The sequence below is a fragment of the Stenotrophomonas sp. YAU14A_MKIMI4_1 genome (genome assembly GCF_003086855.1).
Lineage (GTDB): Bacteria > Pseudomonadota > Gammaproteobacteria > Xanthomonadales > Xanthomonadaceae > Stenotrophomonas.
On record NZ_CP025998.1, the window covers coordinates 4,007,482 to 4,020,472 of the forward strand.

Genomic DNA, 12,991 nt, shown 5'->3' on the forward strand with positions numbered 1-12,991 from the left:
CCTGCCTGGAATACCCATGAAAACCTCCCCCATCGCGCTGGTGACCGGCGCTTCCACCGGCATTGGTGCCGTGTACGCCGATCGCTTCGCCCGCCGTGGCCATGCGCTGGTGCTGGTAGCGCGCGATGCCCAGCGCCTTGCCGCGCTGGCCGAGCGCCTGCGCACCGAGCATGGTTGTGCCGTGGAAGTGCTTACCGCCGACCTGACCGCCGCTGATGATCTGGCGCGCGTGGAAGCGCGCCTACAGCGTGGCGATATCGACGTACTGGTGAACAACGCCGGCATGTCGCTGAAAGGCGGATTGATCGACAACACGCCGCAGGCGCTGGAGCAGATCATCGCCCTGAACGTCTCCGCGCCAACCCGCCTGTGTGCCGCCGCCGGCCGCGCCTTCCTGGCACAGGGCCGCGGCACGATCATCAACCTGTCGTCGGTGCTGGCCCTGGCGCCAGAGATGTTCGAAGGCGTGTACAGCGGTACCAAGGCCTACCTGCTGAACCTGAGCCAGGCGCTGGCAGCACAGTGGGAACCGCAAGGGCTGCGGGTGCAAGCGGTGCTGCCGGGCGCCACCCGCACCGAGCTCTGGGAAAAGGCCGGGCGCGATGTCGACAGCTTCCCGCCGGGCTTCCTGATGGAAACCGGCGACATGGTGGATGCCGCGCTAGTGGGCCTGGATCTGGGGGAGACCGTCACCCTGCCCCCGCTGCCGGATGACGCGCAGTTCGCCGCCCTGCAGGCGGCACGGTTGGCCATGGCCCCCAACCTGTCACGCAGCGAAGTACCCGCCCGCTACCGCCGCTAGCGGCCACGACCCCACAGGCCCACCGTGGCCCTGTGTATCGCCCCGCATCAAATGCGAATGATTCGTGATACGATTGTTAAGGAATACTGAAACCCCCACACACGGACGTCCCAGCCATCGCCAGTGGACCCCCTCACAGGAGTACCTGCGCGATGTCGCACGCCTCACCGAACCGCCGCCGTTCCGTTGCCACCCTGACCGCCGCGATCGGTCTGGCGCTGGCTGCCCACGCCAACGCTGATGCCAGCGCCGATGCCTCCTCGGCCCGCCAGCTGGACACCGTGGTGGTCACCGCCACTGGTGCCCAGCAGTGGATCAAGGATGCCCCGGCCAGCATCAGCGTGATCACCCGCGAGGAGATCGAGCGCAAGCCGGTCAGCAGCATCGGCCAGCTGCTGAGCACCGTGCCGGGCGTCACCGGCGGCTACGCGCTGTCCGGTGCGCAGTCGAAGATCCGCCTGCGCGGCCTGCCCGAGCAGTACACGCTGATCCTGATCGACGGCCGCCGCCAGGGCAGCTCGGCCGGCGTGAACTACCGCGATGACCTGGGTCCGCAGGATCTGAACTGGCTGTCGCCGGACATGATCGAACGCATCGAAGTGGTGCGCGGCCCGATGTCCTCGCTGTACGGTTCGGACGCGATGGGCGGTGTGATCAACATCATCACCCGCAAGATCGCCGACCACTGGGGCGGCTCGGCCACCTTCAACTACAGCAAGCCCGATTCGGATACGCGCGGCAACACCACGCAGATGGGCGCGCTGTTCAGCGGCCCGCTCACCCAGAACCTGGGCGTGCGCGTGGGCGCCAACGTGACCGACCGCGAATCGGACCGCGGCGCGCGGCAGACGCCCGGCAACAACGCGGAAAATGCCAACGTGCAGTTCCATTGGCGGATGAACGACAACCACAGCGTGGGCGTGGAAGCCTCGCGCGGCACCCAGCGCAACAGCGGCGCCGGCGCGGTCAGCAGCTGGGGTCTGTCCAAGCTGGTGCAGACCGGCTACGTGCTCAGCCATGACGGCAAGTACGGCGACGCCAGCACGTCCAAGACCACGCTGGTGCAGAACGATTACGAGGACAAGGGCAGCACGGTGGGCAACCATTCGAAGGAAACTGTCTTCGATACCGCCTTCACCACCGGCTTCCACTGGGGCTTCGAGCACAGCCTGAACGTGGGCGGGCAATGGAAGCGCGAGGAGCTGGAAAACAGCGACACGATCGGTACCGTTCCGGTCACCTGGACCGGCAGCGGCCGCATCAGCCCCACCAGCGAAGCCGATTCGTGGGCGCTGTTCGCCGAAGACCACATCACCCTGCACGAGCGCTTCGTGCTGACCCTGGGCCTGCGCTGGGACAACACTGAAAACTACGACGACAACCTGAGCCCGCGCATCTACGGCGTGTGGCACCCGGCCGATGCGTGGACCGTGCGTGGTGGCATTTCCAAGGGCTTCCGCGCGCCCAACCTGAAGCAGGGCACCGCCGGCGCGGCCACCCAGTCCGGTGGCAACGGCTGCCGCGCGTTGACCGTGGAAGGCTGGAGCAGCACCTCGGTGAATGCCGATGGCACCCGTGGCTGCTACATGGCCGGCAACCCAAACCTGGAACCAGAAACCAGCACCAACTACGAGCTGGGCCTGGGCTATGACCAGGGCGGCTGGTCGGCGTCGGCCACCTACTTCCTGACCAACTTCGACGACAAGATCGAACAGGTGCCGCTGAGCCAGATTCCCGGCCAGACCACCAGCTTCGTCAACGGCTACTGGTGGACGGTGGCGCAGAACATCCAGAAGGCGCGCACCCGCGGCGTGGAAGCCAGCGTGACCGTGCCGCTGCATGAGCGCCTGAGCTGGACCACCAATGCCACGCGCATGCTGGAATCGAAGAACCGCACCACCGGCGCCACCCTGCTGGTGGTACCGGAACTGACTGCCAACACCTCGCTGGAATGGCAGGTGACCGATGCCTGGTCGCTCAATGCCAGTGCGCAGCACATCGGCAAGCAGCTGGTGTCGGCCACCAGCGCGACCTTCGCCAAGGCCTACACCACGTGGGATCTGGTCACCGGCTTCGACGTGAACGAGAACCTGACCCTGCGTGCCGGCGTGCTGAACGTGGGTGATGTGTCCACCATCGACGAAGGCAACAACTACGACGGCGGCGCACGTACCTTCTTCGTCGGCGCCACCGCGCGGTTCTGATCAAACCGTGGGGTCAGAGCCCGCTGCCAGGCAACGGGCTCTGACCGCGGGGCGGATCCCTTCGCGCAGCGAAGGGCTCCGACCCCAGCCTGCGCCCCCATCCACGCATGGCGTGGATCTACCGCGGCCGCTACGGCCGGAACAGGTCGTTCAGGGCGGCGCCGGCAGCGGCCTGCTGCAGCCCATCGAAGCGGCCCTCGCGCACAAGCGGATCGGTGGCCTGCATCAATCCTCCCCACGCCGCGCGGGCCAGCGCGCCGCCCAGGCTGACCCGGCGCACGCCCAGCGCCGCGATGTCCTGCAGCGTCAGTGGCGTCGGCCCACCCACCAGCAGGTTCACCGGCGTGCCCTCCGCGGCGGCCACCACTGCCTGGATCTGTTCCACCGTGGTGATGCCCGGGGCGTACAGCACATCGGCACCGGCCGCCGCGTAGGCACGCAGGCGCCGCAGCGTATCGTCCAGATCCGGCACGCCCACGAAGAAGTTCTCTGCGCGCCCCACCAGCAGCACATCGGCGGCGGCGCGATCAATGGCCGCACGCGCGGCGCGCAGGCGTTGCACGGCCTCATCCAGCGGGCGCAACGGTGCATCGGCCAGACCGCTGGCGTCCTCGATCGACAGTGCGGCAATGCCGGTGTCCAGCGCCGCGGTCACCGCCTGGTCCACGTCTTCGGGTGTGGCGCCGAAACCATCGCCGAAGTCGGCGTTCAAGGGCAGATCAGTGGCCGCAGCCATCAACCGCAGATGGTCCAGTGTGGCCTGCAGCGAGACCGCACCGTCGGGCCGGCCTTCGCTCCACGCACAGCCGGCGCTGGTGGTCGCCAAGGCCTGGAACCCCTGCCGCTGCAGATAGCGCGCACTGCCCACATCCCACGGGTTGGGCAGCACGAAGCAACCCTGCGCATGCAGCTGGCGGAAGGCGGCACGCTTGCGCTGGGTCTGGGCGTCTGTAGCGGTCATGGCAGACAGGCGGAGTGGCGACAGCGCCACCCTAGCCCGCTGACCGACGCAACTCAACGCCACATGGCGTGGCCTTCATGAAGTGATGCTGCCTGCTTATTGGACCGGCGCCAGGCGCTGCGCAACGGTGGCAGACCCCCTTCAGGAGTCCGGACATGCCCATCGAGGCTGGCACGCTGCTGCCCACTGGCGATGATCACCATGCACAACAGGCTGACCTGGGATCACCGGTGCGCCGGCGCCTGCTCGCCTCGGCCGGGGTGGCAGTGGGCGGGCTGGCCAGCGCCAGTGCCGGCAGCGCTGCCGGCGCCGCGCCCAACACCACCGAGCCGGGGCGCCCCGGCTTCCGCCCGATCGTGCCGCCGCCCGCACAGGGGCACAGCCCCTGGGGCCAGGACACGGTGAGCGAAGCCACACCGCGCCCAGCCAGCGTTCGTCCAGGCGAAACGCCACTGCCCGACCGGCCACGCGCCTATACCGATATCAAGAGCTACCACGCGCATATCTATTTCGACGAAGACAGCTACCAGAAGGCGGCACTGCTGCGGCGCTGGGTGGCCGAGCGCTTTCCGGTGGAACTGGGCAACTGGAACCTGCAGCCGCGCGGCCCGCACGTCACGCCCTCGTTCTACTTCGGCTTCCGCAACGATCTGCTGCCAGTGCTGGTGCCGTGGCTGCAGCTGAACAGCCTGGGCCTGACCATCCTCATCCACCCCAACACCGGCGATGGCCGTGCCGACCATCTGCACTACGCGCTGTGGGTGAACCGGGCGCAGCCGGTGAACGCCTACAACTGGCCTGCACCAGCGCCGGGGGAAACCGAAGCGCTGGAAGAAGTCTTTCCCAACGTGGTGCCCACGGTGCCGCTGGAGAGCTGAGCACGGTACATTCATCCCCGCATGGCGCGGATCTACCCCGCCGGGGCCATTGTCGGCGTACGTGCTGCCATCGCCGCCGATGACAACGTTCAGCCAGCCTTGATCCGCCCTGCCGCATACGGCCACAAGGGCCTCGGCGAATTTCAAACAAACGATTGAAACGCCGCAAACTTCGCCGAACTGGACACCATCCTCAGGTTCCGCCAGACTGCCGCCCTTTCCCGTTGATCGGATTCCATGGCGAAGCTGCTGGTCCTGCACGGCCCCAACCTCAACCTGCTCGGCACGCGCGAGCCGGAGGTCTACGGGCGCACCACGCTGGCCGACATCGACCAGGCCCTGGCTGCCCAGGCGGGCGCCGCCGGCCACGCCGTGGACAGCCTGCAATCCAACGCCGAGCACGTGCTGGTGGACCGCGTACAGGCCGCACGCGCCGACGGAACCGCTTTCATCCTGATCAACCCGGCCGCCTTCACCCACACCTCGGTCGCCCTGCGCGATGCGCTGGCGGCGGTGGCGGTGCCGTTCATCGAAATCCACCTGTCCAACCCGCATACCCGCGAACCGTTCCGCCAGCACAGCTATTTCAGCGACAAGGCGGTGGGCGTGGTGTGCGGCTTCGGCGCCGACAGCTACCGCTACGCGATGGACGCGGCCCTGCTGCGGCTGTCGGCCACCTGATTGTCGAACCGGGCGCCCATGGCGCCCTCCTCACCTAGATAGAAACCAAAGAGGCCCTCATGGATCTGCGCAAAATCAAGAAGCTGATCGACCTGCTGGAAGAGTCGAACCTGGCTGAAATCGAAATCAAGGAAGGCGAAGAATCCGTGCGCCTGTCGCGCGCCCCGGTGGCCGGCTACGCCGCGCCGGTCGCGGCCCCGGTGTACGCCGCGCCGGCCGCCCCGGCGGCCCCGGCCATGCCGATGCAGTCGCCCACCGAAGCCTCCACCGGCGGCACCGCCAAGCCGGGCCCGGCCCTGCCGGAAGGCCACGTGCTGCGCTCGCCGATGGTCGGCACCTTCTACGCTTCGGCCGCTCCGGACAAGCCGGCCTTCGTCACCGTTGGCCAGCAGGTCAAGGAAGGCGAAACCCTGGCCATCATCGAAGCGATGAAGATGTTCAACCCGATCGAAGCCGACAAGTCCGGCACCATCGTCGCCATCTTGGGCGAGAACGGCCAGCCGGTGGAATTCGACCAGCCGCTGTTCGTGATCGGCTGAGGGGCACGCCATGCTCGACAAAGTCGTCATTGCCAACCGAGGGGAGATCGCGCTGCGCATCCTGCGCGCGTGCCACACCCTGGGCATCCGCACGGTGGCCGTGCATTCCACGGTCGACCGCAACCTCAAGCACGTGGCCATGGCCGACGAGTCGGTCTGCATCGGCCCGGCGCCGTCGCCGCAGAGCTACCTCAACATTCCGGCACTGATCGCCGCCGCTGAAGTCACCGACGCCCAGGCCATCCACCCGGGCTACGGCTTCCTGTCGGAAAACGCCGATTTCGCCGAGCGCGTGGAAGAATCCGGCTTCATCTTCATCGGCCCCAAGGCCGACACCATCCGCATGATGGGTGACAAGGTCGAAGCGATCCGCGCGATGAAGTCCGCCGGCGTGCCGTGCGTGCCCGGCTCGGGCGGCCCGCTGGGCGAAGACATCGTGGCCAACACCAAGATCGCCCGCGAGATCGGCTACCCGGTCATCATCAAGGCGGCCGGTGGCGGCGGTGGCCGCGGCATGCGCGTGGTGCACGCCGAAGCCTCGCTGAAGACCTCGATCGAAACCACCAAGAGCGAGGCCAAGGCCGCGTTCGGCAATGGCGAGGTCTACATGGAGAAGTTCCTGGAGAACCCGCGCCACGTGGAAATCCAGGTACTGGCCGACGGCCAGGGCAACGCCATCCACCTGGGTGAGCGCGACTGCTCGATGCAGCGCCGCCACCAGAAGGTGGTGGAAGAAGCCCCGGCACCGGGCATCACCGCCGAGCAGCGCGAGCAGATCGGCAAGGTGTGCGTGGAAGCCTGCATCCGCATCGGCTACCGCGGCGCCGGCACGTTCGAGTTCCTGTACGAGGACGGCCGCTTCTACTTCATCGAAATGAACACCCGCATCCAGGTGGAACATCCGGTGACCGAGATGGTGACCGGCATCGACCTGGTGGCCGAGCAGCTGAAGATCGCCGCGGGCCAGAAGCTGTCGATCAAGCAGAGCGACGTGGTGCTGACCGGCCACGCCATCGAATGCCGCATCAACGCCGAAGATGCTGAAACCTTCGTGCCGAGCCCGGGCACCATCACCGGCTTCCATCCGCCGGGCGGCCCCGGCGTGCGCGTGGACACCCACATCTACAGTGGCTACCGCGTGCCGTCGAACTACGACTCGATGATCGGCAAGCTGATCGTGCACGGCCCGGACCGCGAAACCGCCATCGCCCGCATGCGGGTGGCGCTGAGCGAAATGGTGGTGGACGGCATCAAGACCAACGTGGCGCTGCAGCAGCGCATCATGCGTGACAAGGGCTTCCAGGCCGGTGGGCAGAACATCCACTACCTGGAAAAGCGCCTGGCCGAACGCAAGAACAAGCCGATCGCATTGACCTGATCGCGCAGCCAACGCTGGACACGAAAAGGGCGGGGATTTCCCCGCCCTTTTCTGTTGCGCGCGGCGACGATGCGCAACGCCACCGGGCTTGGCCCGGCGCTACCGGGCGCAGGTCAGCGCTTGTCGGCCACTTCGGCAGGAATCTGCGAATTGGCCAGCGGGCGCACGCCATTGGGCGAGGTCGGATCGACGATCACCATGGTTTCGGTGGAACCATCGGGCCAGACCACCTGGAAGGTGCTGCCGGCCGGCAACGAAGCGAACGGCACCCCACTCTGCGCGCGGTACACCGCAGCGACCTGGCTGGCACCGGCGCGGCGCACTGCTTCCTGCGCCTTCACCGTGGTCAATTCCACCTTCGACAGGTGCCGGTAGCGATCTTCGTAGGTGTCGATCATCAACAGGCCGACCGCACCGGCCGAGTAAGCCACGAACAACACCACCCAGAACCAGAACTTGGCGCCATGTAGTAAACGACGGTAGTTCATCGCCCTGCTCCCGTACCAATCAATCGCTTGATCCACTCTTTCATCTTCCCCGCACCTTGCCGCGAAACCGCGGCGTCATACACGAAATCCCGGAAATCCTGCGTTCCACCCTGCGAACAGATCCCTCCGTTCGCGCAATAACTGTTCACCAGCACGCTGTCGGCGCCGCACGGCAGCCCCAGCTCGCAGGCGGCAACGCGCCAGGCCAGCTCGCTCAGCTGTTCGCCGGCAACCATGCCGGTCATCGCCTTGTCGCCGGCCGCGCGCAGACCCATGGCCGGTGCCAGCGCCATGTAGGCCTCTGGATCGCGCGATGCCTGCACGCGCTGCACCAGCTCGCGGCGGTACTGCTCGCTGTCCTGCAGCGGCTCACCTTCGGCCAGCAGCGATGCTTCCGCCGCCAGGTTGCCTTCCTGCGCCGCGCGCCGGCGCTCGCCGATCACCAGCGCCGGCCCCAGCTTGTCGCCCGGCACGAAGCCACCACAGCGCTGGGCCACGCGTTCGCGCGCCTGCACCATGGCCGGCGCCGCGCTCAGCCCCAACCCGGCCAGCACGTTGTTGTCCAGGCGGTAGCCACCCGGGTCCACCGCGTACTGCGCGCAGTAGTCGTAGACCCGGCTCAGCATCCAGCGCGCCTCGTGGTTGCCGTTGTCGGCCTGCACGCGCAGGCGCTGCGCATAGGCGAACAGATCGGTCTCACCTTCGATATCCGCGCGGATATCCAGCGGCAGGCCGGACGGCAGCGCGGTGCTGCGCTCCACGCCCGACAGACGCCGGGCCAACCCTTCGGGCACCACCGGCGCCAACGCATCGCCCACCGAAGACGCGGACACCTCCATCGGCACCGCCACGCCATCCTGCAGCGCGTGGCCATGGCCGCTGGCCCGGTAACCGGCCACGCCAAGCACCGCCACGGCGGGCAGCACGAGCAACCAGGTTTTCAGGGTGGGAGCGAAGGCCATGGGCGACAGAAGTGGACGCGGGGCACAGCAAAGCCGGCATTTTAGCAAGCCCCCGAAGCGCTGTCTGAACCACTGCGGTTCATCTCAGGGCATACGGAGACGGCCGGATGGTCTAGCATGGCCCCTTTCCCGCGATTGCCCCCACCGCCATGCCGTTCCTGGAACTGACCCTGCGCTGCACCGAAGCCACCCAGCCCCGCTATGAAAACGCGCTGGAGGACGTGGGCGCGCTGGCCGTCACCCTGCTTGATGCCGAAGCCGACACCAGCAACGAGCAGGCCATCCTCGAACCGGGCGTGGGCGAAACCCCGCTGTGGGACACCCTGGTACTGAGCGCGCTGTTCCCGGCCGACAGCAATGCGCTGTTGCTGCTGGCGGCGCTGGAAGCGTTCGACCCGGACCTGGACTGGAGCGGCGGCAGCTTCCGCGCCGTGGAAGACGAAGACTGGGAACGCGCCTGGCTGGACCAGTTCCAGCCGATGGATTTCGGCAGCCGCACCTGGATCGTGCCGTGGAACCACGACCTGCCGGAGGCCGCGCAGGCCGCCGATGCCGCCGTCGTGCGCCTGGACCCGGGCCTGGCCTTCGGCTCGGGCACCCACCCGACCACCGCGCTGTGCCTGCGCTGGCTGGACCAGCTGGCCGTGGACGGCCAGCTGCAGGGCCAGCGCGTGCTCGACTTCGGCTGTGGCTCGGGCATCCTGGCCCTGGCGGCACTGAAGCTGGGCGCGGCCGAAGCGATCGGCGTGGACAACGACCCGCAGGCGCTCGTGGCCACCGCCGACAACGCCGAGCGCAATGGCGAGCAGGCGCGCATGCACGTCTATCTGCCGCAGGACGAACCGGTGGCGACCTATCCCATCGTGGTCGCCAACATCCTGGCCTCGGCGCTGGACGCACTGGCCGAACTGCTGGCCGCACGCGTGGCCGCCGGTGGCCGCATCGCCCTGTCGGGCATCCTGCATGGCCAGGAAGGCGAACTGCTGCAGCGCTATGCCGCCTGGTTCGACGAACTGCAGGCCACCCAGGATGGCGATTGGATGCGCATCACCGGCGTACGCCGCGCCTGATCGTGGTTGAATGAGCGCTGGATCCGAGCCGGTGCCCTGACGATGTCCGAGCCGAACCCGCCGCGTCGCCCGCTGGCCACCTTCCTGCGCACTGCGCCGGGAGCCGACGCCGCACCTGTCGACGCCACCGGCCACGCCGCCCCGCAGCTGCTGCAGGAAGGCGAGGCCGCGGAGGACGATCAGGACACCGCGCCGTCGCTCGCCCCGATCGAGGTACCCACCGCACATGCCGATGCCGATGCCGACCGTGCCGAAAGCGACACGGTCGATGCGGCCGTGGCCAGCGAGGCCCCCAGCTTCCTGGACCTGCGCCCGCGCGCGCGACCGTCACCGCGCTGGCACTGGGCACTGGTTGCAGGACTGGCACTGTTGCTGCTGCTGCAGAGCGTGCTGGCCGATCGCGCGCGCCTGGCCGCCGATGCCGGCCATCGGCCCTGGATCAGCGCGCTGTGCGGTGTGCTTCGCTGCAGCCTGCCGGCTTGGCGCGAACCCACGGCGTTCACCATGACCAGCCGCGAGATCCGCCCCCTGCCGGGGCAGGCAGGTGTGCTGCAGGTGCAGGCCAGCATCCGCAACGATGCGCGCTGGGCACAGGCCTGGCCGGACCTGCGCCTGTCGTTGTCCGATGCCGATGGCCGCCTGATCGGCAGCGGGGTGTTTACCCCGGCGCAGTACCTGGGTGAGGCCCCGGCGGCCACGCTGGAGCCCGGGCAGAGCGCGCGGGTCGCGTTCCGCGTGCAGGAGCCGGCGGCCTCCACCGTCGCATTCACCTTCGAGTTCCTCTGACCAAGGTCGAGGCGTCAGGCCGTGGCAGCTCGGGCACGCTCGCGCTAGACTGACGGCCAATCACACGTCCGCCTGCGCGCACCGCGCGCACCGGCCTTCAGATCGGGAACCCCCTTGAACGCTGTCCTCACTCGTCCTGACACCAGTCGTGGCGCTGCCCGGCCACCGCTGCGCGAACACGTAGCCCAGTCCGTGCGCCGCTACCTGCGCGACCTTGATGGCTGCGATGCGGACGATGTGTACGAGATCGTGCTGCGCGAGATGGAGATTCCGCTGTTCGTGGAAGTGCTCAACCACTGCGAAGGCAACCAGAGCCGCGCCGCGGCCATGCTGGGCATCCACCGCGCCACCCTGCGCAAGAAGCTGAAGGAATACGGCATCAGCGCGTAAGGGCACCGCCGCCGGGCATGGCCCGGCGCTACCGATACCAGGCCATCACCTGCCAGTAGATCCACGCCATGCGTGGATGAAGCCCTCAGCCCCCGCCCGCGTGTAGATCCACGCCATGCGTGGATGAAGCCCTCAGCCCCCGCCCGCGTGTAGATCCACGCCATGCGTGGATGAACCCCTCAGCCCCCGCCCGCGTGTAGATCCACGCCATGCGTGGATGAAGCCCTCAGCCCCCGCCCGCCTTCCAGTAATACCGCACCACATGGAAGAACACCGGCGCGGCGAAGCACACTGAATCCAGCCGATCGAGCATGCCGCCATGGCCTTCGATCATGTGCCCCCAGTCCTTGATGCCGCGGTCGCGCTTGATGGCCGACATCACCAGGCCGCCCCAGAACCCCATCAGGTTGATCAGCAGGGACAGCCCGAACGCCTGCAGCGGCGTGAACGGGGTGATCCACCACAGCGCCGCACCCAGCGCGCTGGCGCTCAGCACCCCGCCCACGAACCCTTCCACCGTCTTCGACGGCGACAGCTTCGGTGCGATCAGGTGCCGGCCCAGCAGCTTGCCCCAGATGTACTGCAGCACATCGGACGACTGCACCACGATCACCAGGAAGGCAAACAACAGCACGTTGCGCGCCGGGTCGTGGCCCGGCACCTGCAGGTTCAGCAGCAGCGGCACGTGCGAAATGCAGAACACGCAGATCATCAGTCCCCACTGCACCTTGGCCGTGCGCTCGAGGTAGTGGGTGGTATCGCCGCCGATGGTCGACAGGATGGGCAGGAACAGGAACGCGTAGACCGGAATCAGCAGGGTGTACATGCCGTACCAGTCGATCCACACCAGGTAGTACTGCCATGGCAGCACGATGTAGAACGCCGCCAGCAACGCGTAGTAATCACCCGACCGGGTGGGTGCCAGGGTGATGAACTCGCGCAGCGCGAACAGCGAAATGATCGCGAACAGCACGATCACCCCGGCGCGGCCGAACAACAGCGCGCCACCCACCACGATCGCCATCACCCACCACGCGCGGATGCGCGAGACCAGGTTGGCGATGACCGCGCTGGGTTTGCCGCGCTGGCGCCAGCGCAGGGTCTCGGCCACCACCGTGGCCAGCACCAGCACCGCACCGATGCCGCCGAACAGCAGCCCGGTCTGCTGGCCCACGCTCTGCGTGGCCAGATCGCCGGACACATCGATCAGAAAACTCATGCGCGGCCCCCGTTCGGCGCCAGGTCAAGCAGTGCCTGCCGGCTGCGCGCCAGGAACGCCGCTTTGTCCTCTTCGGCCTGCAGGCGCAGCGGTGCGCCGAAGGTTGCGGTGCACAGCAATGGCAGCGGTAGGAAGCGGCCCTTGGGCATCACCCGCTTCAGGTTGTCGATCCACACTGGTACGAACTCCAGTTCCGGGCGCTGCCGCGCCAGATGGTAGATGCCACTCTTGAACGGCAGCAGCGGCTCCTCACCGGTGTTGCGCGTGCCTTCCGGGAACAGGATCAGCGAGCAGCCTTCATCCACCGCATCGCGCAGTACCTGCAGGGGATCCTGCTGGCGGCGCGCCGCTTCGCGTTCCACCAGCACGCCGTTGAATACCGCATCGATCAGGTAGCGGCGCAGGCCATCGCGCTGCCAGTACTCGGCCGCGGCCACCGGCCGCACCTGGCGGCGCAACGCGGGTGGCATCGACGACCAGATCAGCACGAAGTCGCCGTGGCTGGCATGGTTGCCATAGTACACGCGGTGGTCGCTGGAGGGCGCGCAGCCGATCCACAGCGCGCGCGCACCGGTCAGCACATGGATGGCGCCACTGCAGGCACGGGCAATCACGCTTGCGAACATCAGGTTC

15 protein-coding genes are annotated in these 12,991 nt (G+C 67.7%); 10 read left to right on the forward strand and 5 right to left on the reverse strand.

Going from position 1 to position 12,991, the window contains the following annotated elements; translation table 11 throughout:
- The first annotated feature begins 16 nt into the window (after positions 1–16).
- On the forward strand, positions 17–802 hold the full coding sequence (locus C1931_RS18085) for an SDR family oxidoreductase (protein ID WP_108757321.1): 786 nt from the start codon (positions 17–19) through the stop codon (positions 800–802).
- Positions 803–954: 152 nt separating this feature from the next.
- Complete coding sequence (locus C1931_RS18090; protein WP_108757322.1) at positions 955–3,006, forward strand: TonB-dependent receptor; 2,052 nt, start codon at positions 955–957, stop codon at positions 3,004–3,006.
- Positions 3,007–3,136: 130 nt separating this feature from the next.
- Here the strand turns inward: C1931_RS18090 and C1931_RS18095 are convergent, their stop codons facing one another.
- A complete protein-coding gene (locus C1931_RS18095; protein WP_108757323.1) occupies positions 3,137–3,967 on the reverse strand; it encodes an isocitrate lyase/phosphoenolpyruvate mutase family protein in 831 nt (276 codons plus the stop codon).
- A gap of 155 nt (positions 3,968–4,122) precedes the next feature.
- Here C1931_RS18095 and C1931_RS18100 point away from each other — a divergent pair, with 155 nt between their 5' ends.
- From C1931_RS18100 to accC, 5 genes are all read left to right on the forward strand, one after another.
- Positions 4,123–4,845 carry a DOPA 4,5-dioxygenase family protein gene (locus C1931_RS18100; protein ID WP_108757324.1) on the forward strand — a complete coding sequence of 241 codons (723 nt, stop codon included), beginning with the start codon at positions 4,123–4,125 and terminating at the stop codon, positions 4,843–4,845.
- A gap of 21 nt (positions 4,846–4,866) precedes the next feature.
- Entirely contained in the window at positions 4,867–5,004 is a 138-nt protein-coding gene (locus C1931_RS20365) for a hypothetical protein (protein WP_159093633.1), read from the forward strand.
- Between the two features lie 78 nt (positions 5,005–5,082).
- Entirely contained in the window at positions 5,083–5,526 is a 444-nt protein-coding gene (gene aroQ / locus C1931_RS18105) for a type II 3-dehydroquinate dehydratase (RefSeq protein ID WP_108751024.1), read from the forward strand.
- 59 nt (positions 5,527–5,585) lie between these two features.
- Positions 5,586–6,065 (forward strand): acetyl-CoA carboxylase biotin carboxyl carrier protein, encoded by a 480-nt coding sequence (gene accB, locus C1931_RS18110; RefSeq protein WP_108754331.1) that lies wholly within the window; start codon positions 5,586–5,588, stop codon positions 6,063–6,065.
- A 10-nt stretch (positions 6,066–6,075) separates the two neighbouring features.
- The gene (gene accC / locus C1931_RS18115; RefSeq protein ID WP_010481079.1) at positions 6,076–7,443 is read left to right on the forward strand and encodes an acetyl-CoA carboxylase biotin carboxylase subunit; all 1,368 of its coding nucleotides are present in this window, start codon (positions 6,076–6,078) and stop codon (positions 7,441–7,443) included.
- Between the two features lie 113 nt (positions 7,444–7,556).
- Here the strand turns inward: accC and C1931_RS18120 are convergent, their stop codons facing one another.
- The gene (locus tag C1931_RS18120) at positions 7,557–7,931 is read right to left on the reverse strand and encodes a hypothetical protein (protein WP_108754332.1); all 375 of its coding nucleotides are present in this window, start codon (positions 7,929–7,931) and stop codon (positions 7,557–7,559) included.
- Positions 7,928–8,893: a hypothetical protein gene (locus C1931_RS18125; RefSeq protein ID WP_108757325.1), complete on the reverse strand. Its 966-nt coding sequence runs from the start codon at positions 8,891–8,893 to the stop codon at positions 7,928–7,930. The genes C1931_RS18120 and C1931_RS18125 overlap by 4 nt, the downstream gene beginning before the upstream one ends.
- A gap of 149 nt (positions 8,894–9,042) precedes the next feature.
- On the opposite strand from C1931_RS18125, the gene prmA reads away from it, so the two are divergent.
- From prmA to fis, 3 genes are all read left to right on the forward strand, one after another.
- Positions 9,043–9,963 (forward strand): 50S ribosomal protein L11 methyltransferase, encoded by a 921-nt coding sequence (gene prmA / locus C1931_RS18130; protein ID WP_108757326.1) that lies wholly within the window; start codon positions 9,043–9,045, stop codon positions 9,961–9,963.
- A gap of 42 nt (positions 9,964–10,005) precedes the next feature.
- A complete protein-coding gene (locus C1931_RS18135; protein ID WP_108757327.1) occupies positions 10,006–10,749 on the forward strand; it encodes a DUF3426 domain-containing protein in 744 nt (247 codons plus the stop codon).
- A 114-nt stretch (positions 10,750–10,863) separates the two neighbouring features.
- Positions 10,864–11,139, forward strand: coding sequence for a DNA-binding transcriptional regulator Fis (fis, locus tag C1931_RS18140; protein ID WP_108751030.1), 276 nt, complete (start codon positions 10,864–10,866; stop codon positions 11,137–11,139).
- 226 nt (positions 11,140–11,365) lie between these two features.
- Here fis and C1931_RS18145 read toward each other — a convergent pair whose 3' ends face one another.
- Together C1931_RS18145 and C1931_RS18150 are read right to left on the reverse strand one after the other, a co-directional pair.
- Entirely contained in the window at positions 11,366–12,358 is a 993-nt protein-coding gene (locus C1931_RS18145) for a phosphatidate cytidylyltransferase (RefSeq protein WP_108757328.1), read from the reverse strand.
- Positions 12,355–12,984 carry a lysophospholipid acyltransferase family protein gene (locus C1931_RS18150; protein WP_108751032.1) on the reverse strand — a complete coding sequence of 210 codons (630 nt, stop codon included), beginning with the start codon at positions 12,982–12,984 and terminating at the stop codon, positions 12,355–12,357. Before C1931_RS18150 ends, C1931_RS18145 begins: the two co-directional genes overlap by 4 nt.
- Between the last annotated feature and the right edge of the window lie 7 nt (positions 12,985–12,991).

Coding starts and splice junctions, on each gene's coding strand:
- C1931_RS18085 (WP_108757321.1), top strand. CDS start 17: ATGAAAACCTCCCCCATCGCGCTGGTGACCGGCGCTTCCACCGGCATT.
- C1931_RS18090 (WP_108757322.1), top strand. CDS start 955: ATGTCGCACGCCTCACCGAACCGCCGCCGTTCCGTTGCCACCCTGACC.
- C1931_RS18095 (WP_108757323.1), bottom strand. CDS start 3,967: ATGACCGCTACAGACGCCCAGACCCAGCGCAAGCGTGCCGCCTTCCGC.
- C1931_RS18100 (WP_108757324.1), top strand. CDS start 4,123: ATGCCCATCGAGGCTGGCACGCTGCTGCCCACTGGCGATGATCACCAT.
- C1931_RS20365 (WP_159093633.1), top strand. CDS start 4,867: ATGGCGCGGATCTACCCCGCCGGGGCCATTGTCGGCGTACGTGCTGCC.
- aroQ (WP_108751024.1), top strand. CDS start 5,083: ATGGCGAAGCTGCTGGTCCTGCACGGCCCCAACCTCAACCTGCTCGGC.
- accB (WP_108754331.1), top strand. CDS start 5,586: ATGGATCTGCGCAAAATCAAGAAGCTGATCGACCTGCTGGAAGAGTCG.
- accC (WP_010481079.1), top strand. CDS start 6,076: ATGCTCGACAAAGTCGTCATTGCCAACCGAGGGGAGATCGCGCTGCGC.
- C1931_RS18120 (WP_108754332.1), bottom strand. CDS start 7,931: ATGAACTACCGTCGTTTACTACATGGCGCCAAGTTCTGGTTCTGGGTG.
- C1931_RS18125 (WP_108757325.1), bottom strand. CDS start 8,893: ATGGCCTTCGCTCCCACCCTGAAAACCTGGTTGCTCGTGCTGCCCGCC.
- prmA (WP_108757326.1), top strand. CDS start 9,043: ATGCCGTTCCTGGAACTGACCCTGCGCTGCACCGAAGCCACCCAGCCC.
- C1931_RS18135 (WP_108757327.1), top strand. CDS start 10,006: ATGTCCGAGCCGAACCCGCCGCGTCGCCCGCTGGCCACCTTCCTGCGC.
- C1931_RS18145 (WP_108757328.1), bottom strand. CDS start 12,358: ATGAGTTTTCTGATCGATGTGTCCGGCGATCTGGCCACGCAGAGCGTG.
- C1931_RS18150 (WP_108751032.1), bottom strand. CDS start 12,984: ATGTTCGCAAGCGTGATTGCCCGTGCCTGCAGTGGCGCCATCCATGTG.